Origin of the sequence: Streptomyces sp. NBC_00433 (assembly GCA_036015235.1) — a bacterium.
Taxonomy (GTDB): Bacteria; Actinomycetota; Actinomycetes; order Streptomycetales; family Streptomycetaceae; genus Actinacidiphila.
The window spans coordinates 1,114,546-1,137,726 of sequence record CP107926.1 but is presented as its reverse complement, the minus strand read 5'-3'; the positions used below and the strand labels follow the sequence as shown (position 1 = coordinate 1,137,726).

The window sequence follows — 23,181 nt, the reverse complement described above, 5'->3', positions numbered from 1 at the left end:
GTCTCCTAACCTCCGAGGTGCTCGATCACCATGGCCGCGTACGTCGCGCCCAGGCCGACGGCGGCGAACAGGTAGTGACCGCCCTCGACCAGGCCGCGCTGCTCGCGCAGCGCCACGAGATTGAGGAACGGGTCGCTGCAGAAGCAGTGGCCGTAGCGGGCCACGCCGTCCAGGTGGATCCGCTCCGGGCCGATGCCCAGCTCCTTGGCCACCCGGAGCCAGGAGGAGCGGTTGACGTTGTGCGGCACGATCGTGACGAGGTCGGACAGCCGCACGTCCGCCTGGCCGAGCGCCTCGTGGACCACCGCGGCGAGACCGGCGGCGTAGCTGTCGCCGAAGTCCTGGGCGGCCCGCGTCGTCATCCGGATGCCCTCGCAGAACCGGCCGTCGGTGCGCACCGCGTAGCCGCGTACGGCGCTGCCCCGCGGGGCGAGGCCCACCAGGCAGGCGGCGGACGCCTCGCCCATGACCGTGGTGTTGGCGATGAGCCTGGCGAGCTTGGAGAAGGGCTTCTCCCCGGTGACGACCAGCGCCTTGGCCCGCGGATCGCCGTCGGCCCGCAGCAGTTCGCCCGCCGCGTCCACCGCGGCCAGGCTGCTCGCGCAGTTCTGCTGGGTGAGCGCGAAGCACTCGGCGTCGGGCAGGCCCAGCAGGCGGCCGAGGTCGGCGGCCGCGTCGACATGCGCGGGGGTGACCTCCTGGATGGTGTGCGCGTAGAGCAGATACCGCACCACCGACGGGTCGGGCAGCGCGGCCAGCACCCGCCGGGCCGGCTCAAGCACCAGGTCGTAAAGGCTCAGGCCGGGATCGTCGTGCAGGACGTCGAGACCGTGGACGCGGTGCATCAGCCGCGCCTGATGCCGGCTGAGCCCCATGCCGGCCGCGACCTGCTGGACGTCGACGGACCTGGCGGGCAGATACGCCTCGACGCGCTCCAGCACGGTGGGTCGCATGGCCATGGGGTTCCTGCCTCGGCGGGCTGCGGTCCTGCGCCGCGGCGCAGGACACGAGGGGGGGGAGGGGACGCGGTGCGGGGCGGAGCGGCGGGGCGAGACGAGGCTAGGCACCTGCCGCGGGCCGGAGCATGCGGGAAATCCCTGGGTTTCCCGGCACCGCCCAGCGGCCCGTGAAACCAGGGATTTCCCCGCTGGGCGGCTTTCTGGCCGCTCGGTACGGTCGGTGTCGCCCCGAGCCCGTCCGCCGGGGCCGGCAACCCGCCGCCCTGCCGGACCGCAAGGAGCCGACGTGGACCGCACCGCCGTGGAAGGCACCGCCGGGGAAAGGGACGCGGGGGACCGGGCCGCCGCCCCGCCGGCCGCCGCCGAAGCCACCCCGGAGGACCAGGGCGCCGCCTCACCGGCCGCCGCCGACACGCTGACGGTGGCCTTCGGCGGCGGGCGCTCGCGCAGCGGTCCGCTCACCTTCGGCCAGGCCAACGTCCTGCGCTGGATACGCAAGCCCGCCGACCGGGGTTCGGCCACCGTGCCGGCCTTCTTCGACGTCCCCGCGGGCACCTCGCTGACGGCGGTCACCGAGGCGCTCGCGACCCTGCTCACGCGGCACGAGTCGCTGCGCACCACCTATGTCGACCCTCCCGGTGGAGAGCCGGAGCAGGCCGTCGCGGCCGCCGGCACGCTACGGGTCTCCGTCCACGACTTCGGCTCCTCGGGCCGCGACCCGCGCTCGGTGCTCGAACGCATGCTGGCCGGCGGCGAGGGCGACCTGGTCCGCGAGCTGCCGGTGCGGGCCGCGGTGGCCACCCGCGCGGGTGAGCCCTTCCTGCTGGTCCTGGTGATCTCGCACATGGCCGTGGACGTCGGCTCGGTAAGGCTGCTCGGCGAGCAGTTCGCCGCGCTGCTCGCCGACCCGGCGTCCCTGCCTCCCGGCCCCGCGCCGCTCCAGCCGCTGGACCAGGCCGCCGCGGAGCGCACACCGGCCGGGCGCCGGCGGGCCCGCGCGGCGCTGCTGTACTGGCAGGCGACGCTGGCCGCGGCCCCCCAGGCGATGTTCGCCGTCCCGCCCGACCCGTCGCCGCCCGGCCGCCGGCGCCGCACCACCTTCCGCTCCCGCGCGGCGGCGCTCGCGATCAGCCATGTCGTGGCGCGGACGGGCATCGGCCCCTCCACCGTGGTGCTGGCGGCCTTCGCGGTGTGCACCGCGCTGCGCACCGGCCAGGACAGGTGCGTGGTGACCTCCGTCGCCGGCAACCGCATCCGTGGTGCGACGCGCGGCTACGTCGGGAACCTGGCGCAGGACGCGCTGCTGTCGGTCGACGTCCGCGCCGAGCACTTCGACACGGTGGTCAAGCGGGCCGGCACGGCGGCCTTCAACGCCTACCGTTACAGCCAGTTCGACGCGGACGAGCTGTGGCGGGTGATCGACGGCGTGGGCAGGGCGCGCGGCACGGCCTTCCACCGCGACGTGGTCTACAACGACTTCTCGGCGCTCGACACCGCGGCCGCCGCGCTCCCCGCCCCGCCGCCGGGCTCACTGGCGGAGGTGCACGCGGCCCTCGGCGACACCCGCCTGACCTCACTTCCCGACGAGTCCTACCCGGTGGCGGCCTACCTGAGCGTCCGCCAGGTCGCGGGGGAACTGGTCCTCGCGCTGTGGGCGGACCCCGCCGTCCTGCCGCGCCGCGACGTGGAGGGCCTGCTCAGGGGAGTGGAGCGGCTGCTCGTCGCGGCCGCCGCCGAAGACCTGAAGCTGGCGGACGCTTCCGCGGCCACCGGCCTGGGCGCCCCGCGACGCGGCCCGGAGTGGGTGCGGATCGACGGCTGCTGGGTGGAGCGCACCGCGGTGGCCGAGGTCCTGGCCGCCGCCGCGGCGGCGGCGGGCGCCGGACCGGTGGCGGTCGTCGCGTCGCCGGCAGCGGAGCCGGGCGACACTGCCCAGGGCGGAACGGACGAGGGGGGAACGGACCGGCTGCTGACCGGATACGCCGCCTGGACCGGCGACCCGCAGGCGGCTCCCGCGCCCGCGGACCTGCACGAGGCCTTCCTCGCGGGAGTCACCGGACGGTACGCGGCCATGGCCCCGGCTTCGTACGTCGTCTGCGCGGGACAGCCGGACGACCCGGGCGACGAGGCGTCCTGGCGGAAGCTGCCGGTGCTGGCGCGCGGCACCGGCAGGGGAGCGGAGCCCGGGGAGCCGGCGGACTGAGCCCGCCGGCGTAGGTGTCCCGCGTACGGACCCTGCGCGTACGTGTCCCGCGCGGGCGAACCCGCCGGCGTACGGACCCTTCGAACGCCCCCAGACCGAGGAGTGGACGTGGCGATCATCATGGCGGAGGGCCTCGCGCGGACCTTCCGCACCCGGGGCCGCACGGTCGAGGCGGTCAGCGGGGTGGACCTGGAGGTCGGCGCGGGTGAGATCGTCGGCTTCCTGGGCACCAACGGCGCGGGCAAGACGACCACCCTGCGGATGCTGGCGACGCTGCTGCGGCCCACGTCGGGCCGGGCGACCGTGGCCGGCGCCGACCTGCGCCGGGACCCCGCGGGTGTGCGCAGGCGGATCGGCTACGTCGGGCAGGGCGGCGGTGCCCATCCCGACGCGCTGGTCGGCGAGGAACTGCTGCTCCAGGGCGAGCTGTACCGGATGACCCGGGCCGCCGCACGGGAGCAGGCCGCGGCCGTGGCGGGGCGGCTGGGCCTCGCCGACCTGCTCGACCGGCAGGTGCAGACGCTCTCCGGCGGCCAGCGCCGCCGGCTGGACATCGGGCTGGGGCTGGTGCACTCCCCGCCGCTGGTCTTCCTCGACGAGCCGTCGACCGGCCTCGACCCGCACAGCCGCCGCGAACTGTGGGACCACACGCGGCGGTTGCGCGACGAGTGGGGCACCACGGTCTTCCTGACGACCCACTACCTGGAGGAGGCGGACGCCTTGTGCGACCGCGTGCTGGTGATGGACCGGGGCCGCATCGTCATCGAGGGCACCCCGGAGGAACTCAAACGCAAGGTGGCAGGCGACGTGATCAGCGTGGAGGTCGCGGACGACCCGGCCCCCGCCGAGGCGGTGCTGCGGGCCCGGCCCGAAGTGCTGGCGCTGGCCGCCGACGACAGGACCCTCCGGCTGACGGTGGCGCGCGGCGAGCAGGCGCTGTTCGGGCTGGTCCAGGCGCTCGGCGGGGCGGGGGTGCGGCTGGAGTCCATCCAGCTGACGCGGCCGAGCCTGGACGAGGTCTTCCTGGCCGCGACCGGCCACCCCCTGCACGCAGACCCGCCGCCCCCGCCGCCCGTACCTGCCGCCGCGAGCCCTACCAGCCCCGCCGAACGTGCCGAACCCGCCGAACCCGCCGACCAAGGAGCCCTGGGTGCCCGTCGCGCGTGACACCTCGCTCATCTTCCGCCGGCAGGTGCGGCAGGACACCCGCAACCCCGTCTGGCTGCTGATCGGGCTGTCGCAGCCGATCCTCTACCTGGCCTTCTTCGGTCCGATGCTGTCCCGGGTCCTGCGGGCCGACGAGGGCGGCACCGGCAGCGCCTGGCAGGTGTACGTGCCCGGCCTGCTGGTCCAGCTCGCCCTGTTCGGCGCGGCGTTCGTCGGCTTCACGGTGATCGCGGACTGGCGCACCGGGTCGATGGAGCGGATGCGGGTCACGCCGGTCAGCCGGTTCGCGCTGCTGATGGGCCGCGTCCTGCACGACGTGGCGGTGCTGCTGGCGCAGAGCGTGGTGCTGATCCTGGCCGCGGTCGTCTTCGGCCTGCGCGCGCCCCTCGCCGGCATCGCCCTGAGCCTGCTCTTCGTCGCGCTGCTCACCTGCAGCCTCTCCTCGCTCTCCTACGGGCTGGGGCTGGTGGTCAAGCGCGAGACGGCCTTCTCACCGATGCTCAACATCGCGACCGTGCTGCTGCTCCTGCTGTCGGGCATCCTGCTGCCCATGTCCCTGGCGCCGGGCTGGCTGAACGACGTCTCCCGCCTCACCCCGCTGCGCTACCTCGTGGACGCCATCCGGGACGCGTTCGTGGGCCGCTTCGCCACGGCCACCGTCGCCGAGGGCCTCGCGGTCGGCCTCGCCCTCGCCGCCCTCTCCCTGGCAGCGGGCACATACGTCTTCTGCCGCGAGAACGTCTGACGGCCGCCTGCGCCGAGTCGCCCACGGCCTGGCACCGGCGCGACGCGGCACCCGGGCGGGGTCGTCGCGGCGGCGATCTCAGGAGCGGTGATACGGCTGGGGCACGTACGGCTGTGCGCCGAGCTCCTCGGCGGCGTGGCGCGCCCAGTACGGGTCCCGCAGGAGCTGCCGTGCCAGCAGCACCGCGTCGGCGCGGCCGGAGGCCACGATCTCCTCGGCCTGGGCCGGTTCGGTGATCAGGCCGACGGCGGCGACCGGCATGCCGGCCTCGTTGCGCACCCGCTCGGCGAACGGGACCTGGAAGCCGGGGCCCGCGGGGATGCGGGCGTCGGGGGCGTTGCCTCCGGTGGAGACGTCCATCAGATCCACCCCGCGGGCGTGCAGCTCCTTGGCGAAGGCCACGGTGTCCTCGGCCGTCCAGCCCTCACGGTCGTCGTCCGTGTTCTCGCTGAGCCAGTCCGTCGCCGAGACACGGAAGAAGACCGGCAGGTCCTGCGGCCACACGGCGCGCACCGCCTCGACCACCTCCAGCGCGAGCCGGGTGCGGTTCTCGAAGGAGCCGCCGTACGCGTCGGTGCGGCGGTTGGTGTAGGGCGAGAGGAACTGGTGGAGCAGGTAGCCGTGGGCGCCGTGGATCTCCACGACCTCGAAGCCGGCGGCACGCGCCCTGCCGGCCGCGTCGGCGAACTCCGCGACGATCCGGCGGATGCCGTCCCCGGTCAGTTCCTGCGGCACGGTCGAGGCGGTGCCGAAGGGGACGGCGCTGGGGCCGGCCGGGGTCCATCCGAGCGGTGCGCCGGGCGGGATCGGCGCGCCGCGGTCCACCCAGGTCCGCTCGGTGGACGCCTTGCGGCCGGCGTGCGCGAGCTGGATGCCCGGCACGGTTCCCTGTTCCTTGAGGAACGCCGTCACGCGCTTGAACGCGTCGACCTGCGTGTCGTTCCAGATGCCGAGGTCGTAGGGGGTGATCCGGCCCTCGGGGCTGACCGCGGTGGCCTCGGTGATGATCAGTCCTGTGCCGCCGGCCGCCCGCGCGGCGAGGTGGCTGAAGTGCCAGTCGTTCGCCGTACCGGTCCCCGGCCCCGTGGGCGCGGCGCTGTACTGGCACATGGAAGCCATCCAGACGCGGTTGCGCACGGTCAGCGACCGCAGGGTGTACGGCTCGAACAGCTTGGACATGAAAGGTCTCCGAAGTCGTGGCAATGCCGGACGGTGCGCGAGGCCGCGGACGCCTGGCCTGGTGCTACCCGGCACATAATACTTGCAGCAGCCGGTATATGTGCACGCATGGAGACTTCCCTCGCTCGCGACGGTCGATCGCCGGGACCGGAGCCGCTCTTGCCGGCGTCCCCGGGCCACGTCCCGGCCCGCGGCTGCTCACCCATCCTGCGAGGACGGTGCGGCCGCATCTCCCGTCTGCCGCCGCCAGTAGGCGAGGCTGTGGCGGGCGTCGAGGGCGTGGGGGTGGCGGGGGCCGAGATGCTCGGTCGTGGTTTCGACCAGGTGCCGGTGGTAGGTGATCGCTGCGGTGACCTGACCGGTCTCGCCGAGGCTGCGGCCGCTCCGGGACAGCACACCGTGGGCGTGGGGGCGGTGCAGGTCGGGCCCTGCCCAGGTGATCAGGGTGGTGGTGCAGGTGCGTAGGGCCTGGCAGAGGGTGGTGTCGCGTTCGACCTCGGGCCAGGCGGCCGTCAGGGCGTCGGCGGCGCTGCGTGCGGTCCGTTCGAAGAGGTCAGGGGTGAGGGTCTCTCGGACGGCGCGCTGGATGAGGGCGTGGACGCGCACGGTGCGGTAGGGATCTTGGCGGGTGCGGTCGACGAGGCTGAGGCGGTGCAGCACGCGCAGGGCACCGTTGACGTCCGTCGCGGTGACCGCGGCGCGTCCGGCCGTCGTGCGTGAAGGCCGCGTCCCGCCGCCGGGTGGTGATCAGTGCGCGTCCGGTCGGGCTGTACGGGGGCCACAGTCCCTCCAGGTCCGACGGATCGGAGACGTCGTCCAGCACGACCAGCCACCGGCACGGGTCCCGCCCGGCCTTGGCCTGGAGCCACGCCACGAACGCCTCGGCCGCGGCCAGCGGATCGCCCCCGTCGGCGCCCGACACCTGTACGCCGGCGCTCCCCAGCCCCGCCACCAGCGAGGCCCGGTCCACCGCGGACACCCACACCAGGAGGTCCAGCTCACCGGTGGCCCATGCCGTGTGGGCGTAGTCGGCTGCGAGCTGGGTCTTGCCGACCCCGCCCATCCCCGACAGCAGGATCTGCCCGGTGCCCGGCTCCGGAGCCGTACGACCGGGCACGGGCGTCCGGCCACCGGCGAGCGCCTGATGCAGCCGTGCCCGCTCGTCTCGTTCCTGGAACGCGCCGACTCTCGGCGGGATCACCCCCACCTGGTACGGCCACCTCGCCTGCGGCGGCTGGGCGCCGTGGAAGTAGTTGTTCTGCGTGTTGTTGCTGCCGAGCTGTCCGGCGGCCGAACCGTTGTGAATGTGGTCGGCCATGGGTCACGAACCGAACGTGTTGTTCTGGACGTTGTGGTCGCCGATCTGGAACGCCGTCGGTCCGTTGAAGGTGTTCCCGTACAGCGCGCGCGCACCGGGCCCGGCATCTGTGGCAGCGGCCCGCACCGCGGTCACCGCCTCGTCCAGCATCCGCCGGAAGGCGGCATCGCGTTCGGCCTCCTCCTCCAACGCCAGCCGCAGCCGCAACCTGGTGCGATCCGTCACGGCCGCCTGCCCCGACGCTGCCTGACCCATGGCCTGCCCCCACGCCGGATCCGAGCCAAGCCGGGCCGCCACCACCTCGTGCAGCCGCTCCATCCCCGCGTCCAGCACCTGATCGACCTCGGCGTCCGCCCGGCTCCGTTGATCCCGACGTGGGGATAGGCCTTGGAGTACTGGACGGTGAGCATGATGACGGCGGCCTTCGAGGACGGGTAGGCGATGTCGGGGTAGAAGTGCGTGGGGGACTCGGGGTTCGCGAGGTCGCGCCGTAGACGGTGTGGCCCGCGGCCACGAGGCGGCGGGCGGTCTCGAAGCCCAGGCCCTTGTTCGCCCGGGTGATCAGCGTCGCAGTCATTGTTCGTGCCTTCCCTTCCGTCGCCCCCGTGCCCGCCCTCCGGGTTGCCGAAGCCGGGCAGCGCACACCGTGGGGAATCGGCGCATCGGTCTCCCCGGCTCAGGCCGCTGCCTCACGGCCCCGTCTGCCGGGTGAGGCTCGTCGGGGCGCCGAGGTCCTGGGAGCCGGGCAGGAGGTCGAGGGTGGCGTCGGGCTTGTGCAGCTCGTAGGTCTTGCCGGGCTTGCAGACATGCGAGGAGGTGGCGTCCGTGGGGTGCGGAGCCCGCGCGGCGAACTGCAGGCTTCCGGGGTTCACCGCCTTCAGCACCAGGTCCTCCGTGCAGCCGACGTTCTCGCCGGTCTGCTGATCGTGGATGCTGCTCACCTGACGGCCGACCACTTCGCCGAGCCTGCCCGCGTGCAAGGTGAGGGTGATCCTGTAGTTGTCGGTGTACTCCGCCATGGAGTAGTTGCCGTTCGGGTTGCCCGGGCCGGTCCCGGCCCAGGTGCCCACCCAGGAGGCGGGCAGCGCGTTCGGATCGGCGTTCGCGCCGTTGGCCGGTGTGGTCGAGGTGCCGCTGCCGCCGCTCGAACCGCCGTCGTCCGAGCCGGAGTCCAGCAGGTTGTAGGCCAGCAGCCCGACCAGCGTCGCCGCGGCCAGGCCGCCCGCCACGGCGATCGGCACGATACGGCGCCTGGCCGGCCGCGGTGGGGGCGGTGCTGCGTCCCGGTCGGCCGGATCCTCGCCGTCGCTGTCGTCCCGCGGAGCGGGATCGGGACCTGGACCTGGACCGGGAACCGGACTGGGAGCGGGAACGGGTGCCGGCGCGGGTTCCTTGCGGGGGGCCGGCGAGGTCCGCGTCACGGTGTCGGGGGAGGGGACCGGCGGGTCGGCCGGGGAATTGCCGGAACCGGAGCCGGAGTCCAGGGTCGTGACGGGATGGGTCAGGGACACCGCGGCCTCTTCGCCCAGCGCCGCCCGCATGGCGGCCTCACGCGCCGCCAGTTCCGCGGCCAGGCCCGGAGGCCGGCGTGTCGCCCAGAGCCCGGACGAGCGGTCCGCTTCCGCCAGCAGTTCCGCGGCGGCCAGGGCCGTCGGACGGTCCTCGGGCCGCTTGGCCAGGCAGGCCCGTACGAGCGGCTGCAGCGACTCGGGGACCCCCGCCAGATCGGGCTCCTCGTGGACCACCCGGTAGAGCAGCGCCGCCGCGGAGGGGGTCTCGCCGAGCCGGTTGAACGGGCCGCGTCCGGTGGCCGCGTACACCAGGACGGCGCCGAGCGCGAAGATGTCGCCGGGCTCCGCCGACATGCCCGCGGTGGCCTGCTCGGGCGCCATGTATCCCGGCGAGCCGATGACCCCGCCGGTGCTGGTGTGCCGGGAGTCCTCCGCGGCGCGGGCGATGCCGAAGTCGATGAGCAGCGGCCGGGTGCCCGACAGCAGCACGTTGGACGGCTTGACGTCCCGATGGGCCAGGCCCTCCTGGTGCACCGCGTGCAGCGCCCCGCACAGCTCGCCGGCCAGTGCCGCCAGGCTCTCGGCGGGCAACGGCCCCTGCCCGGCCACCCAGTCGGCCAGCGACGGCGCGGCCACGTACTCGGTGGCCAGCCACTGCGGGCGGGCGCCCGCCGGCGAGAAGTCGACCACCGTGACGGTCCACGGCGAGCGCACCCGGTCGGCGTGCCGGATCTCACGGGCGAAGCGCTCCCCGAAAGCGGGATCGAGCCCGAACTCGGACCGCACGGTCTTCAGCGCGAGCGGCCGCCCGGCCCGGGTCCGCGCCAGATAGACCTGCCCCATGCCTCCGGCGCCCAGCCGCGCGAACAGCGAATACCCCCCGACCGATGCCGGATCGGTCGCCCCCAGACTCTCCATGGCCGAAGCCTACGATGCCCGTCCCTCCCTGTCCCGACCAGCGGGAAACCTCGGTGCGGACGTCGGGCCGTGTTCAGCGGACAAGCGCGGTTACGGCCGTGGTGAGGTACGTCCGGTGCTGCGGCGAATGGGGGCGGGCAATGCCCGTGTGGTCACCAGGCAGAGCTGCCGCGCGGCCGTTCAGCTCTCAGCCGAGCCGCGCACGCCTGCGGTGGAGTGCGCGGCAGGATCGACACATGCAGCCGATCTTCGTTCTCGTGCACAGTCCGTCCGTGGGCCCCTCGACCTGGCACTCCGTGGCCGAACACCTGGCGGCGGCGGGATACCAGGTGCGGGTCCCTTCGCTGCTTCACATAGGGGCCGGCGCTCCGCCGTTCTGGCCGCGTATCGCCGAGGCCGTCCGCGACGACCTCCGGCAGGTCCCGGCCGGCAGCCCCGTCACCCTGGTCGCACACAGCAACGCGGGCCTGTTCCTCCCGACGATCCGCGCGGGCCTCGACCATCCGGTGGCCGGCTCGATCTTCGTCGACGCCGCGCTACCCGCCCGGCACGGATCAACCCCGGTCGCCCCGCCCGAACTGCTGGAATTCCTCCGCCCGATGGCCGTCGACGGCAGGCTGCCGCGCTGGACCGACTGGTGGGACGAGGCCGACGTCGCGCCCATGTTCTCCGATCCGGCGGTGCGGCAGGCGGTCGTCGAGGAGCAGCCCACCCTGCCGCTGTCCTACTACGAGCAGCGCATCCCGGTGCCCGACGGCTGGGACGACCACCCCTGCTCCTACCTGCTGTTCGGCCCTCCGTACGACGACCTCGCCGCCGAGGCCCGCGAGCGCGGCTGGCGTGTGGCGCACCTGCCCGGCGAGCACCTGCACCAGACCGTCGAACCTGCCCGCACGGCCCGCCACCTCATCGAACTCGCCACTACGACCTGATCCGCCTCCGACGGGGAACGGGTCAGCCCGGTGCGTCCGGGCCCTCGCCGCTCCGTTCACGCCAGTGCATGAGGTTGCGGCGGGTTTCCCGGGTGTGCGGGTGGTCGGGGCCCAGTACGCGCGCCCGGTCGGCGAGCAGTTCCGAGAACGCGGCTACGGCGCCGGTCGCGTCACCCGACTCGCCCCGCCGGTGGGCGAGGTTGTGGCGGGTCACCAGAGCGCCGGGGTGGTCGGGGCCCAGCACCCGCACCACGTCGGTCAGCAGTTCGGCGAACGCTGTTACGGCGCTGGCCGAATCGCCTGTCTCGCCCTGCCAGTGGGCGATGGCGTGGCGGGTCTCCAGGGTGTGGGGGTGGTCGGGTCCCAGTACGCGTTCCCGGTCGGCGAGGAGTTCGGCGTACGCGGTTACGGCTCCGGCCGGGTCACCCGCCTTCCCTTGCCAGTGGGCGATGGCGTGGCGTGTTTCGAGGGTGTGGGGGTGGTCGGGGCCCAGTACCCGTGTGCGGTCGGTGAGCAGTTCGGCGTACGCGGCTACGGCGCCGGTCGCGTCACCCGCCTCGCCCTGCCAGTAGGCGATGGTGCGGCGGGTCTCCAGGCTGCCGGGGTGGTCGGGGCCCAGCACCCGCTCGTAGACGTCCAGCAGTTCGGCGTACGCGGACACGGCACCGGCGGCGTCACCGGCCTCCCCCCGCCAGTCGGCGAGGCGGTGGCGGGTGGTGAGGGTGTCGATGTGGCCGTGGCCCAGTACCCGTCCCTGGTCGGCGAGCAGTTCGGTGAACGCCGATACGGCGCCTGCCGCGTCGCCCGCGCGGCCCTGCCACAAGGCGAGGTCGCCGCGTGCGGTGAGGGTGTCGGGATGCTCGGGGCCGAGGCCGGTGAGGGTGCTGTCCGCCAGGTTCCGGAAGTACGTGACGGCGGCGGTGACCTGGCCCGACGCCCCCAGGCTGCGACCGGCCACGAAGAGCACCTTGTGGGTGTTCGGCAGGTGCAGGCACCCGGTGGGGCCGGTGCGGGCGGCCAGGGTGGCGGTGTTGGCGCGGAGGGTCTGGGCGAGGTCGGCGTCCCGTTCGGTCTCGGGCCACGCGGCCAGCAGGGCGTCGGCGGCGACGAGGGCGTAGGCCGTGTGCTCGCCGGGGTTGAGGGAGTCGCGGGCGGTGCGCTGGACGAGGGAGTGGACGCGTACGGGCCGGTGGGTCGTTCCGGGGCTGTCGTCGACCAGGCTGAGCCGGTCCAGGACCCGCAGCGCCCGGTGAACCTGCTCTTCGGTCGCCGCCGGCGCAGGAGCCGTGCTCTGCCGGCGCCGCCACCGTCGCTGTTGCGGGGCCGGCTCGGGCCGCTCGGCGGCCGCGGCGAGGAGTTCGCGGACGGGTCGGGAGCTGAGGACCGCGGCGGGAATGCCGTTGGGGTCGAGCATGGCGGCCAGGGTGAGCAGCGGCCGGGCGAAGCCGGGCGGGTCCTGACGGTCGGCCAGGTCCACCGAGAGGGACCAGGCCGCCCCCACGGAGGTGCGCTGGTCGTCGGGCAGCCTGCCCGGACCCGGCACCGCCTCGGTGAGGGTACGGGTGCGGTCGGCCAGCAGGGCCCGGTAGCCGGCGATGCCCAGCGCCTGATCGGCCAGGTAGGCCACCGCCTGCGACAACGCCAGTGGCAGGCAGCCCAGGTCGACGGCGAGGGCGGCGAGCTGGTCGTCCGGTTCCGTACGTCCGCCGGCAGCGAGCGCGGACGCCAGGTAATCCGTCGCCTCGTCCCGCGTGAACAGCCCGACCTCGATCCGGGACCGCCCGGTGCCGGTCAGGGCCGCGTCCCTGCGCCGCGTGGTGACGAGCGTCCGGCCCGTGGGGCTCTCCGGCGGCCACAGGCCCCTCAGGTCCGCCGGGTCGGCGACATCGTCCAGGACGACCAGCCACCGGCACGGCTCCTGACCGGCTTTGGGCTCCAGCCACGCCAGGAACGCCTCGGCCGCGGCCTGCGGATCCGACGGGTCCGCGCCCGCCATGTCCGAACCCGCGCGTCCCAGCCCCGCGACCGCCGAGGTCCGGTCCACCGCGGTCACCCACACCAGCAGGTCCACCTCGCCCTTCGCCCACGCGGAACGCGCGTGGTCGGCGGCCAGCTGGGTCTTGCCGACCCCGCCCATCCCGGTCAGCACCTGGCACGGCACCGCCGCCCCTCCGCCGGACGCCGCCTCCCGCAGCCGGGCGGCCTCCGCGCGCCCCGTGAACGACTGCGCCCGCGGCGGGATCACACCCACCTGGTACGGAAGCGGGATCACCGGGCGCCCGGCGCTGTGAAAGTGGTTGTGCTGGGTGTTGCCGTCGCCGGTCTGGAAGGCGGTGGGCCCGCTGAAGACGTCGCCTGCCACGGTCAGGACCCGAAGGTGTTGGTCTGCGTGTTGTGGTCACCGGCCTGGAAGGCGACCGGCCCGCCGAAGGTGTTCCCGTACACCGCGAGCGCCCCCGGCCCGGCCGACTCCGCGGCGCCCACCACTCCCGCCACGGCATGCTCCAACGTCCGCGCGAACGCGGCGTCCTGCTCGACGGCCTCCTCCAGCGCCAGTCGCAGGCGGGTCCGGGTGCGTCCCGACACCGCCTCCCGGGCCGACGCCGCCTCGGCGACCGCCTGCTCCAGCGCCGGATCCGTACCCAGCCGGGCCGCCACGACCTCGTGCAGACGGTCCATCCCGGCGTCCAGCACCGTGTCCACTTCGGCGTCCGCCCGACCCGCCACCCGACGCGCCTTCCGCACCGCCCACGCGACCAGGTACCCGACCACCAACTCCACGCCCACCACAACGCCCCCGCCCGGCCCTCGCCAGTCAGCCATCCACCGACGACCCTATGCCCCCCGGGACATCGCCCGGGGGAAAGCCGAAAAGGGCCGGACGCACCCGTCCGAGCCCGGTAGGCCGCCGGCGGCGGCACGCGGCCGGGCGGCGGCGCTGGTACGCGCCGCCGCCCGGCCGGATCCTCTTCCGCGAGGCGGGGTCAGACCTGCTTGACCGCGGAGATGTCGAAGGTGAGCTTGACCTTGTCGCTGATCAGGACGCCACCGCCTTCGAGGGCCGCGTTGTAGGTCAGGCCCCAGTCACTGCGGCTGACGGTGGCGGAGCCGTCGAAGCCGACGCGGACGTTGCCGTACGGGTCGGTCACCTGGCCGTTGAGCGTCAGGTCGATCGCGACCGGCCGGGTGGTCCCCTTGACGGTGAGGTCACCGTGCATCCGGTAGGTCTCGGCGTCGACCTGCTCGGCGCTGGTGCTGCGGAAGGTGATCTCGGGGAATTCGTCCGCCGCGAAGAAGTCACCGTTGCGGAGGTGCTCGTCGCGCGCGCCGAGCGCGGTGTCGATGCTGGCGACCTTGATGGTGAGCGCGGCGCTGGAGGCGGAGGGGTTGCCGCCGTCGAGGCGCAGCGTGCCTTCGTAGTCGGTGAAGCGACCGCGGATGGTCGTCACCATCGCGTGCCGCGCCGAGAAGCCGATCTCGCTGTGCGAGGTGTCGATGGCGTAGTCACCGGTCAGGTGCGCCAGCTCCGGGGCGGCGACAGCCGTTGCCGTGGCTGCGGCAGCGGGGGCGACGGTCTCGGTCTTGCGGTTGAACAGGCCCATGGCGTTCTCCTTGGGGACGGCGTTGGTTCGTGTTTCAACCAAGTGCCCACTTGTCCCATTCCACGACAAATATCCGATTCGCCGTGACGCTGGTCACAGCGGACCGGCGGGCGGGATCCACGACGAGTCCGCCGATGAGTTTCCGGCGGGTGTGCGGTCTATCCGTCGACGAAGGGAGCGCACCGTGCGCGAGATCATCATTTGCACGTTCCTGACGCTGGACGGCGTCATGCAGGCGCCGGGCGGTACGGACGAGGACGCTCAGGGCGGCTTCGACCACGGCGGCTGGCAGAAGCCGGTGTCCGACGACGAGGTCGGCACGGCCATCGCCGGCTGGTACGACGGGTCCGACGCGATGCTGCTGGGCCGCAGGACGTACGAGATCTTCGCGTCGTACTGGCCGACCGCCGATCCCGGCAACCCGTTCACCAGCCGGATGAACAGCATGCACAAATACGTCGCGTCCCGGACCCTGACATCCGTCGAGTGGCGGAATTCCACGCTGCTGGAGGGCGACACCGTCGATGCCGTACGCGAGCTGAAGACGACCGACGGCGGCGACATCAACGTCGTGGGCAGTGGCGACCTCGCCCAGACCCTCATCCGGCACGGCCTCGTCGACGAGTACCGGCTGACCATCCATCCGGTGATCGTCGGCACCGGCAAGCGGCTGTTCGCCGACGGAGCGATCCCCACCGCGCTGGAGCCGGTCAGCGTCTCGACGACGAAGGGCGGCACGATCGTCGGCGTCTACCGGCCGAACGGCAAGCCCAGCTACGACAGCTACTGAGCCGTGTCCGACAAATGATCATCCCCTGCGGGATCACCGGCAGCTGGTCGACGGGTGCTGTGGCGCTTGCGGACGGGGCTCCGTGGCGGGCCGGCCACGACGGTGCACCCGGCGGTGGACAGCCGTGGTCTGCCCCCGGCCTCACTCATTTGGTGGCTCCGCGAAACCACAGCGTGATCATTTGTCAGTCCGCGCGGCCGGATGCGGCGGCGCGGCTCCCCGGGCCGCGGGTGCGGGTGCCTTCTTCTTGCCCGGAGGACTCTGCTGACCGGGCGCCGCGGGCGGGGCCGGGTGGGCGGCCGGGTGGGACTGTTTCCGCGCGACGGGATGTCTCGGCCGGGCCGAGGGCGCGCCGGCGGCGGGAGAGCCGGTCCGCGCCGCGCTGACCGGGGTGCCGGGCGGCGTGGTCGGGGCGGCCGTCGCACCGGCCGGGGCGGAGCGATGGGTGCCCGCGTCCGGGGCGGCCGGGCTGCCGTCCATGGCCAGCAGCGTCGCCCCCGTCGCGCCCAGTACCACGACGGCGGTCAGGCCGACGACCAGCGCGCTCCGCCGGCGACCCGGGCGCGCGACAGCGCCACGGATGACGGTCCGGCTGGGCTGGGTGGGGACGTCCGTGGCGGCGCGCGCCCGCGGTGGACGGGAGGCGGCCGCCCGGTGCAGCAGTTCGGCGCAGCTGCGGGCGTCGGGTCGCGCCCGGTGCTCGCCGCGGGTCATCGCCTCGACGACGTGCGCCAGCTCCGGCGAGAGCCACCGCGGGATCTCCGGCGACCGGAGCAGCCGGGCCGCACCCGCCTCCAGCGGTGCCCCCTGGTACTCCTTCTCGCCCTTCACCGCTTCGAGCAGGACCAGTCCCAGCGAGTAGATGTCGCTGGCCGGACTGGACCCTCTGCCGAGAACCTGTTCCGGGGCCAGATACGGCACCGTGCCGACCACCGTGCCGGGCTCGGCGCGGGTCGGCTCGTCGATGAGCCGGGAGATCCCGAAGTCGGCCAGATACGGGGTGTCGCCGGGCCCGAGGAGGACGTTGGACGGCTTCACGTCCCGGTGGACGATCCCGGCCGCGTGGGCGTGCGCCAGCGCGAGGGCCAGTTGTTCGCCCAGCCGCGCCACGTCGGCGTCGGTCAGCGGGGCCCCGCCGTGGATGCGCTCCCGCAAGGTGATGCCGTTCACCAGGTGCATCACCACGTAGGCGCCGCCGAGGTAGCGGCCGGTGTCGTAGACCGCGAGCAGCGCCGGATGCGTCAGCCGGCCCAGCAGGATGGCCTCTTCGCAGAACCGGTCGGCGGAGACCGCGGTGGCGCCCGGCCGGAACACCTTGACCGCGACCTCCCGGCGCAGCCGCAGATCGGCGGCCCGGAAGACATCGGCGGTGCCGCCGGTGCCCAGGATCTCGTCCAACCGGTACCGGCCGTCGAGGACATCGCCGGTCCGCGGGCCGGGAGGGCCGGCAGGACGTTGAAGGGCGGACATGAGACCCCCGTAAGGACGAGATGTGGTTCGCCTCCTACCCGGGCCCTCGGGGTGCATTCGGGCGGATCGGCACTCGCACGCCCCGGCCGCCCGGCGGACGGCGGTCCGCCGGGCGAGGGCCGGACCTTCCGGAGGTGGTCCCGGCCGTGTCCGGCCCGCTCCAGGCCTCGTCCAGACCGCCGGGCAGGCCGCAGGGCGGGCCCGCACCTACCGCCGGACGTCGTACCGCCGGACTCGTAGCGTCGGACAGGCCGCCCGTAGCCGCTCAGAAGTGGTCGATGACCAGGTGGCCGCTCTGATCGAAGTACGCCCAGCGCGTCGCCGCCCGCGCGCGGCCCGACATGCCGACCCCGCCGGTGATCGGCGGGTTGAAGAAGCCGGCGTCGTGGAAGCAGCTCGGGATGCAGCCCTCGGAATAGGCGAGGTGGAAGCCGCCGTCGGTGCCGCGGAAGGCCGTGTAGATGTCGCTGTCGGCCGAGGCGAGCCCTGGGCCCTGGTCGGCGCCGACCGCGGACACCACCGACGAGCGGTGGGTCAGGCCGCCGATGATGTCGTCGTAGGTGGCCACCTCCACGGTGTGCGCCGGGTCGGAGCCGGTCCAGGCGATCACCAGGCCCAGGTTGCTGCTGCCGCTGTCGTCCCACATCAGGGCCGGCCCGGCCGGGCTGGTGTCGGCGAAGGTGTGCCGGTCCACGAGCGACATCGTGTGTGCGGTGGCGCAGGAACCGCTGTCCAGGCGGCCCACGTTGAGCCGCCCCTGCGGATCGGTCCAGGCGAGGTAGCGGTGCCCGGCCGGGTCGTCGGCCAGCGCCGGGGCGTGGTGGCTGACGACTCCGGTGAACGCGGTCCGGCAGGTCTTCCCCGTGCCGCTGGTGTGGAACGCGGTCAGCGTGTCCGCGTTGTCACCGGCCGGCCAGGCGACGAAGGCGCCGGTCCCGTCGCCGTCGATCGCCGCGCCCTCGCCCTGCGGCACCCGCTCGGTGCTGTCGAGCTTGACGATGTCGGCGCCGCTGTCCGTCGAGTACCCGACGACCAGCTCCTTGGCGGCGGCGGTCCCGCTCGATCCGGCCCAGGCCACGTACAGCCGGCCGCCGGAGTCCGCGAGCGCGGGCCGACCGCTGCCGGTGTGCCAGGTGCTGACCGCCTGCGCCGAACCCGGCGCCAGCGCCACCGCCGCGGCGGCGAGCAGGGCCGTGATCGACGCGACCAGGGTCCGGCGGGCCTTCCGGTGCTGCTCCATCGCTCACTCTCCTGAGAAACGGTGGTGCGTGTCGGGAGGTACGGGGCGGGGCGGCGCGGGCGCTGTGCGCGACAGCCCCGGAATCAGGCGAGAGAGCGCTCTCAGCGGGCTCACCGTAGGAGCGGGAGGCACGGCCGTCAAGACACCGGACGGTCATTGCGGACCGTCATCGGGGACCGCGCCCGCGCGGCAGGCGGCGGGCAGCGGTCCGCACGCGGGAAGCCGTACCTCCCCGGGGCGTCGGGAACCGGTGGTCCAGCAGTCGGGGGACCGTTGGTCCAGCCGCCAGGGGCCGGTGTCCGGCCGCCCGCTCAGCGGCCCTGGCCGAGCATGTCGAGCACCAGGCGGACGACCTCGTCCGTGTCGGCCTCGGCCAGCGCGCTGAAGGCGCCGCCGTGTCGGGACAGGACGATACCGACGAAGGCGGCCACCGCGAGTTCCGCCCGCAGCTGCGGGCGGTCCAGGCCCTCACGGGTGAAGCGCTCGCGCAGCGGGTCCACCAGCCGCCAGTGCAGCTGGCCCACGGCGGCGGCCTGTACTTCCGGGTCTTCCAGAGGGGCGACCGCGGCCCGGAAGACCGGACCCGGGCCGCGCTGGTCGACGCGGCCCACCAGCATCAGGTTGCGTTCGGGTTCCAGCAGGTCGGCGGGCCTGGCGCTGGCCCGGTCGAGGTCGAGCACGGCGATGTAGAGCTGAGCCTTGCCGCCGAAGTAGCGGGCGATCAGGGCCGGGTCGACGCCGGCGCGCTCGCCGATCTCCCTGGTCGTGCTGCGGTCGAAGCCGCGTTCGGCGAAAAGGGCGGCCGCCGCTTCCAGCAGCAGTTGCCGGCTGCGGGCGGAGTCCCGCCGTCTGCCGGGGTTCACCGGCCGGACCGGCGGCCCGGCGCCGGGTGGGCACTGTCCTCGGCGGTCTGCGCGTCGGCGATGCTCTCGTCCATCAGGATTTCCTCGTCCACGGTCACGGGGGTCACGGGGCGCCGCGCCGCGGCGAAGCGCCGCGGCAGGACGATCGTAATGACACCGGTGACCACCCAGATCGCACACCCCAGCCAGGCGGCCGCCTCGTAGCCGCTGTTGGCCGGCAGCAGTTGACCGGAGGCGGTGTGCGCCTCCAGGACGACGGCGCTCAGTACGCTGCCGGTGGTGTAGCCGATGGTGCGCAGCACCTGGTTGAAGCTGATGGCGCTGCCGGTCTCGTGCGCGGGCACGGCGTTGACGATCAGTCCCGGCATCACGGCGAAGGTGCAGCCGACGCCGAGTCCGGCGATGCCCATGACCGCGAACAGCTCCCACAGGCTGCCCCGGGCGAAGAGGAACACCACCATCGACAGGAGCGAGATCCCGCAGCCGATCGGCAGCACCATCGCCGTGGAGGTCCGCCGGGCCAGCAGCGGCACCAGCTTGCTGGAGGCCACGCTCGCGGCGGAGAAGGGCAGCAGCACCAGCCCGGTGACCAGCACCGAGGTGCCGAAGCCGTAGCCGGTGGCGCTCGGGGTCTGCACGAAGCGGGTGACCATCGACATCAGCATGTACATCGCCACGCCGGCTATCAGCCCGGCGACGTTGGCCGTCAGCACCGACCGGTTGCGCAGCGTCCGCAGGTCCACCAGCGGGTGCGCGGTACGCAGCTCGTGGAAGCTCCAGCCGACCAGCAGCGCCAGCGCGAACAGGGCCAGGCCCAGCACCCGTGCCGACGTCCAGCCCCAGACCTCGCCCTCGCTCAGCGCGAGCAGCAGCGAGGCCAGCCCGACGGCGAGCAGCGCCGCCCCCGGGGCGTCCAGCGGCCGCTTCTCCCGTCCGCCCACCTTGGGCACGACCAGCGCGGCGGCCAGCAGGGCGAGACCGCTGATGATCGCCCCGAACCAGAAGCCCGCGTGGACGCCCATCGACTCGGTGATCAGGCCGGTGAGCGGGTAGCCGAGGCCGACACCGGCCACGGTGGTGATGGAGAGCAGCGCCACCGCAGGGCGTGACCGCTCGGGCGGCAGCACGTCGCGTGCGGTGGCGATGGCCAGCGGGATCAGCCCGAGGCCGACCCCTTGCAGCCCGCGCCCGGCGACCAGGAAGCCGAACCCCAGCGGCAGCGCCGCCAGCACACTGCCGGCCAGCACCACCGCGATCGCCCCCAGCACCACCCGCCGCCGGTGCGGTCCGTCGCCCAGGCGTCCCATCACGGGGGTGGCGACCGATCCGACCAGCAGCGTGATCGTGAGCGACCACTGCGCGTCGGCCAGCGACACATGGTCCACGGCGGCGATGGTCGGCACCAGCGGAGCCCCCAGGCTGCTGATCACCGCGACCACGGTGCCGAGGAAGACCAGCACCGGAACCAACGCACGCTGCCGCAGGTCAGGCCCTACGTGTCGGGCAGGCATCGACATTCTCCCCAAGCTTGTCATCATATGATGTCTTCACACGATGACATATGTGGGGTCTGCCCGGCAAAAGCCTGTCCGTCCGCCGGTACGGGCCGGCGGCCGGCTGCCCGGCGCTGAGGGGGTGCGATCCGGGGGCACACGGGTCCGGTGCGCTCCGCGCGTGGGCGTGATCGCGGCAGGGGGAGCGGGGTAGCCTCACGCCTGTGGATGAGCGAAATGGCCTCGGCGTACCGCGTTCTCTTCAGGAGGCGTGCGATCCGCCGCGACTGGCCCTGCTGGTGTACGACATGCAGGTCGGCGTCCTGGACCAGATCAGCGACCGCGACCGCGTCATCGGCCGGGCGGCGGCCGTGGTCGAGGCCGCCCGAGCCGCCGGGGTCCGTACGTTCTTCCTGCGCCACATCACCCTTCCCGTCGAGCTGATGGGCGCCTCCCAACTGCGGATGTGGCGCGGCTGGCAGCGAACCGAGAGCGCGGCCGAGGTGGTTTCGCCCTTCCCGCCGGACGCGGCGCAGAGCCAGATCGTCCCCGAGCTGCGGCCGGCGGGGCGCGACGCGGTTCTGGACAAGATCACGATGTCGGCCTTCGAGGGCACATGGCTCGACATCGCCCTGCGGGACTGCGGAATCACGACGGTGGCTGTCGTCGGCGCCGCCATGGAGATCGGCATCGAACCAACCGCCCGTCACGCGGCGGACCTGGGCTACATCCCGGTGGTGATCACCGATGCCTGCGGGGCGGGCAATGTCGAGGCCGCCGAGCGGTCTCTGGCGGCGTTGAGCTTCGCCGGGGACTCCATCCTGACGACCACCGAGGAATTCCGCGCCGCACTCGCGCGTCGCTGACTCCTCCGCTGGAAGGTCGCCTGGCAGGGCGGCCCGCGTACGGGCGATCCGTTCCCGGACGCGTGTCCTCTGCGGCGGGCGGTGCCCCATGGGGGCGCGGGGAAGTGCGCGGCCGACCCGCGACGGGGCGCACGTCGCCACCGGCCGGTGGGGCGGGACCGGTCAGGGGGATGTACGGCCGGGGTGTTGCTTCGGGTGGGGGTGTTCGGGGTGGATGAGGAGCGGGCGTCCGCCTCTGGCGGGTCACCGAGTACCTCGGGCGCGGCTGCTGGTGGCAGCGTCCCCGCCCGCGGTCCGACCGGCCGGCGGTGTGACACGTACAGCCCCGGGGGCATTCATGCCGTCGCGGGAATGCCGAGGTCGGCGAGGAGGACGGTGACGCGCCGGCCGATCTCGTCGCGGATCGGCCGTACGGCGTCGACGCCCTGCCCGGCGGGGTCGTCCAGCGTCCAGTCCAGGTAGCGCTTGCCGGGGAAGACCGGGCAGGTGTCTCCGCAGCCCATGGTGATCACCACGTCCGAGGCGTGCACCGCCTCGACGGTGAGGACCTTGGGGGTCTCTGCGGAGATGTCGATGCCGACCTCGCGCATGGCTTCCACGACGCTCGGGTTGACCGCGTCCGCCGGGGTGGAGCCGGCCGAGCGGACCTGCACGCGGCCGCCGGCCGCGTGGGTGAGGAAAGCGGCGGCCATCTGGGAGCGGCCGGCATTGTGCACGCACACGAAAAGCACGGACGGCACGGCAGGTTCGGGGAGGCCGGGGGCAGGCGTGTTCATCAGGTCAGGGCGCTTTCTTCGGCGGGTCGGGAGCCGGATCGGGAGGCAGGTAGGGGGTCAGGCCGGCCGTCGTAAGGGACGGAGCGGCCGAAGACGGCGGCGACCAGGAGCAGGCCGATCCCGGCGCCGGCGAGCTGTGCGGCGAGGAAGGCCGGGACGGAGGCGGGCGCGATACCGGCGAAGGTGTCGGTGAAGGCCCGGCCGATCGTCACGGCCGGGTTGGCGAAGGACGTCGAGGAGGTGAACCAGTAGGCCGCCCCGATCCAGGCGGGGACCGCGACCGGTGCAAGACGGGCGCGGCCGGTGCGGGCCAGTCCGAAGATCAGCCAGACCAGCCCGGCCGTGGCCACGGCTTCGGCCAGCCACAGGTGGCCGGCCGACCGGTCGTGGCCGGAGAAGCGCACCACGGGTTCGGCGAACATCGCGTCGGCCAGCATCGCGCCGGCGACGGCCCCGCCGATCTGCGCGGGTATGTAGGCGGCGACCTCACGCAGGGCCAGGCCCTCGCCGCCCCGGCGCCTCGTGGCCCAGGCGGCCAGCGAGACCGCCGGGTTGAAGTGCGCGCCCGAGACCGGTCCGAGCAGCGCGATCAGCACCCCCAGGCCGAGGACGGTGGCGAGGGAGTTCGCCAGCAGCTGCACCCCGACATCCCGGGTCAACTCGGTGGCCTGGATGCCCGAACCGACCACCACGGCGACCAGCGCGGCCGTGCCGACAGCTTCCGCGGCCGCCCGGCGCGGGAGCGGGACCCGGGCGCTCATGCCCCGGCGGCCGCGGTCAGCGCGGCCTCGGCGGGGACCTGCAGTACGGCGGACAGCTGCACCAGGGCCGCGGGCAGCACCCAGTAGTAGACCCAGGTGCCGCGCCGCTCGCTGCCGACGAGGCCGGCTTCGCGCAGCACCTTCAAGTGGTGGGAGATCGTCGGCTGGGACACGTCGAACGGCTCCAACAGGTCGCATACGCATGCCTCGCCGCCCTCGTGCGAGGCGATCAGCGACAGCAGGCGCAGCCGGATCGGGTCCGACAGCGCCTTGAACATCCGCGCCAGGCCTTCGGCGGCCCCTTCGCCCAGCGGCTCGCGGACCATCGGCGCGCAGCACGCCGCCTCGTCCTGGCCGAGCAGCGGCAGACCAGCTTGTTTCGACATGC

Annotated in this window: 21 protein-coding genes; 6 read left to right on the top strand and 15 right to left on the bottom strand. The window is 73.8% G+C overall.

Annotated elements, in window-relative coordinates:
- Window positions 1-5: 5 nt before the first annotated feature.
- Entirely contained in the window at window positions 6-959 is a 954-nt protein-coding gene (locus OG900_04410; GenBank protein WUH89468.1) for a 3-oxoacyl-ACP synthase, read from the bottom strand.
- A gap of 286 nt (window positions 960-1,245) precedes the next feature.
- Between OG900_04410 and OG900_04405 the strand changes: the two genes are divergently transcribed.
- From OG900_04405 to OG900_04395, 3 genes are all read left to right on the top strand, one after another.
- Entirely contained in the window at window positions 1,246-3,162 is a 1,917-nt protein-coding gene (locus OG900_04405) for a condensation domain-containing protein (GenBank protein WUH89467.1), read from the top strand.
- A gap of 108 nt (window positions 3,163-3,270) precedes the next feature.
- Window positions 3,271-4,329, top strand: a complete 1,059-nt coding sequence (locus OG900_04400; GenBank protein WUH89466.1) for an ABC transporter ATP-binding protein — start codon at window positions 3,271-3,273, stop codon at window positions 4,327-4,329.
- Window positions 4,313-5,074, top strand: a complete 762-nt coding sequence (locus tag OG900_04395; GenBank protein ID WUH89465.1) for an ABC transporter permease — start codon at window positions 4,313-4,315, stop codon at window positions 5,072-5,074. The genes OG900_04400 and OG900_04395 overlap by 17 nt, the downstream gene beginning before the upstream one ends.
- A 78-nt stretch (window positions 5,075-5,152) precedes the next feature.
- On the opposite strand, the gene OG900_04390 is transcribed toward OG900_04395, so the two are convergent.
- The 4 genes from OG900_04390 to OG900_04375 all read right to left on the bottom strand — a co-directional run bounded on the left by OG900_04390 (window position 5,153) and on the right by OG900_04375 (window position 10,000).
- Window positions 5,153-6,253, bottom strand: coding sequence for an NADH:flavin oxidoreductase/NADH oxidase (locus OG900_04390; GenBank protein ID WUH89464.1), 1,101 nt, complete (start codon window positions 6,251-6,253; stop codon window positions 5,153-5,155).
- 198 nt (window positions 6,254-6,451) lie between these two features.
- A complete protein-coding gene (locus OG900_04385; protein ID WUH89463.1) occupies window positions 6,452-6,913 on the bottom strand; it encodes a hypothetical protein in 462 nt (153 codons plus the stop codon).
- 661 nt (window positions 6,914-7,574) lie between these two features.
- Window positions 7,575-7,904 (bottom strand): hypothetical protein, encoded by a 330-nt coding sequence (locus OG900_04380; protein ID WUH89462.1) that lies wholly within the window; start codon window positions 7,902-7,904, stop codon window positions 7,575-7,577.
- Window positions 7,905-8,260: 356 nt separating this feature from the next.
- Window positions 8,261-10,000 carry a serine/threonine protein kinase gene (locus OG900_04375; GenBank protein ID WUH89461.1) on the bottom strand — a complete coding sequence of 580 codons (1,740 nt, stop codon included), beginning with the start codon at window positions 9,998-10,000 and terminating at the stop codon, window positions 8,261-8,263.
- A 236-nt stretch (window positions 10,001-10,236) separates the two neighbouring features.
- Here OG900_04375 and OG900_04370 point away from each other — a divergent pair, with 236 nt between their 5' ends.
- Window positions 10,237-10,932: a lysophospholipase gene (locus tag OG900_04370; protein WUH89460.1), complete on the top strand. Its 696-nt coding sequence runs from the start codon at window positions 10,237-10,239 to the stop codon at window positions 10,930-10,932.
- 22 nt (window positions 10,933-10,954) lie between these two features.
- On the opposite strand, the gene OG900_04365 is transcribed toward OG900_04370, so the two are convergent.
- The 3 genes from OG900_04365 to OG900_04355 form a co-directional block, all read right to left on the bottom strand.
- Complete coding sequence (locus OG900_04365) at window positions 10,955-13,294, bottom strand: tetratricopeptide repeat protein (protein WUH89459.1); 2,340 nt, start codon at window positions 13,292-13,294, stop codon at window positions 10,955-10,957.
- 2 nt (window positions 13,295-13,296) lie between these two features.
- A complete protein-coding gene (locus OG900_04360; GenBank protein ID WUH89458.1) occupies window positions 13,297-13,755 on the bottom strand; it encodes a hypothetical protein in 459 nt (152 codons plus the stop codon).
- 161 nt (window positions 13,756-13,916) lie between these two features.
- Complete coding sequence (locus OG900_04355; GenBank protein ID WUH95607.1) at window positions 13,917-14,534, bottom strand: YceI family protein; 618 nt, start codon at window positions 14,532-14,534, stop codon at window positions 13,917-13,919.
- A gap of 184 nt (window positions 14,535-14,718) precedes the next feature.
- Between OG900_04355 and OG900_04350 the strand changes: the two genes are divergently transcribed.
- Complete coding sequence (locus OG900_04350; protein ID WUH89457.1) at window positions 14,719-15,324, top strand: dihydrofolate reductase family protein; 606 nt, start codon at window positions 14,719-14,721, stop codon at window positions 15,322-15,324.
- 177 nt (window positions 15,325-15,501) lie between these two features.
- On the opposite strand, the gene OG900_04345 is transcribed toward OG900_04350, so the two are convergent.
- From OG900_04345 to OG900_04330, 4 genes are all read right to left on the bottom strand, one after another.
- Window positions 15,502-16,794: a serine/threonine protein kinase gene (locus tag OG900_04345; protein WUH89456.1), complete on the bottom strand. Its 1,293-nt coding sequence runs from the start codon at window positions 16,792-16,794 to the stop codon at window positions 15,502-15,504.
- Between the two features lie 265 nt (window positions 16,795-17,059).
- Window positions 17,060-18,034, bottom strand: a complete 975-nt coding sequence (locus OG900_04340) for a hypothetical protein (GenBank protein WUH89455.1) — start codon at window positions 18,032-18,034, stop codon at window positions 17,060-17,062.
- 311 nt (window positions 18,035-18,345) lie between these two features.
- Window positions 18,346-18,897 (bottom strand): TetR family transcriptional regulator, encoded by a 552-nt coding sequence (locus OG900_04335; GenBank protein ID WUH89454.1) that lies wholly within the window; start codon window positions 18,895-18,897, stop codon window positions 18,346-18,348.
- Window positions 18,894-20,408 carry an MFS transporter gene (locus tag OG900_04330; GenBank protein WUH89453.1) on the bottom strand — a complete coding sequence of 505 codons (1,515 nt, stop codon included), beginning with the start codon at window positions 20,406-20,408 and terminating at the stop codon, window positions 18,894-18,896. Before OG900_04330 ends, OG900_04335 begins: the two co-directional genes overlap by 4 nt.
- A 206-nt stretch (window positions 20,409-20,614) precedes the next feature.
- Between OG900_04330 and OG900_04325 the strand changes: the two genes are divergently transcribed.
- Window positions 20,615-21,256: a cysteine hydrolase gene (locus tag OG900_04325; GenBank protein WUH89452.1), complete on the top strand. Its 642-nt coding sequence runs from the start codon at window positions 20,615-20,617 to the stop codon at window positions 21,254-21,256.
- Window positions 21,257-21,591: 335 nt separating this feature from the next.
- Here OG900_04325 and OG900_04320 read toward each other — a convergent pair whose 3' ends face one another.
- From OG900_04320 to OG900_04310, 3 genes are read right to left on the bottom strand one after another with little or no spacing between them, the layout of a single operon-like run.
- Complete coding sequence (locus tag OG900_04320) at window positions 21,592-22,032, bottom strand: arsenate reductase ArsC (protein ID WUH89451.1); 441 nt, start codon at window positions 22,030-22,032, stop codon at window positions 21,592-21,594.
- Complete coding sequence (locus OG900_04315) at window positions 22,032-22,793, bottom strand: aquaporin family protein (GenBank protein ID WUH89450.1); 762 nt, start codon at window positions 22,791-22,793, stop codon at window positions 22,032-22,034. Before OG900_04315 ends, OG900_04320 begins: the two co-directional genes overlap by 1 nt.
- The gene (locus OG900_04310; protein WUH89449.1) at window positions 22,790-23,179 is read right to left on the bottom strand and encodes a metalloregulator ArsR/SmtB family transcription factor; all 390 of its coding nucleotides are present in this window, start codon (window positions 23,177-23,179) and stop codon (window positions 22,790-22,792) included. The genes OG900_04315 and OG900_04310 overlap by 4 nt, the downstream gene beginning before the upstream one ends.
- Window positions 23,180-23,181: the final 2 nt, after the last annotated feature.

Coding starts and splice junctions, on each gene's coding strand:
- OG900_04410 (WUH89468.1), bottom strand. CDS start 959: ATGGCCATGCGACCCACCGTGCTGGAGCGCGTCGAGGCGTATCTGCCC.
- OG900_04390 (WUH89464.1), bottom strand. CDS start 6,253: ATGTCCAAGCTGTTCGAGCCGTACACCCTGCGGTCGCTGACCGTGCGC.
- OG900_04375 (WUH89461.1), bottom strand. CDS start 10,000: ATGGAGAGTCTGGGGGCGACCGATCCGGCATCGGTCGGGGGGTATTCG.
- OG900_04370 (WUH89460.1), top strand. CDS start 10,237: ATGCAGCCGATCTTCGTTCTCGTGCACAGTCCGTCCGTGGGCCCCTCG.
- OG900_04360 (WUH89458.1), bottom strand. CDS start 13,755: ATGGCTGACTGGCGAGGGCCGGGCGGGGGCGTTGTGGTGGGCGTGGAG.
- OG900_04355 (WUH95607.1), bottom strand. CDS start 14,534: ATGGGCCTGTTCAACCGCAAGACCGAGACCGTCGCCCCCGCTGCCGCA.
- OG900_04345 (WUH89456.1), bottom strand. CDS start 16,794: ATGTCCGCCCTTCAACGTCCTGCCGGCCCTCCCGGCCCGCGGACCGGC.
- OG900_04340 (WUH89455.1), bottom strand. CDS start 18,034: ATGGAGCAGCACCGGAAGGCCCGCCGGACCCTGGTCGCGTCGATCACG.
- OG900_04330 (WUH89453.1), bottom strand. CDS start 20,408: ATGCCTGCCCGACACGTAGGGCCTGACCTGCGGCAGCGTGCGTTGGTT.
- OG900_04320 (WUH89451.1), bottom strand. CDS start 22,032: ATGAACACGCCTGCCCCCGGCCTCCCCGAACCTGCCGTGCCGTCCGTG.
- OG900_04315 (WUH89450.1), bottom strand. CDS start 22,793: ATGAGCGCCCGGGTCCCGCTCCCGCGCCGGGCGGCCGCGGAAGCTGTC.
- OG900_04310 (WUH89449.1), bottom strand. CDS start 23,179: ATGTCGAAACAAGCTGGTCTGCCGCTGCTCGGCCAGGACGAGGCGGCG.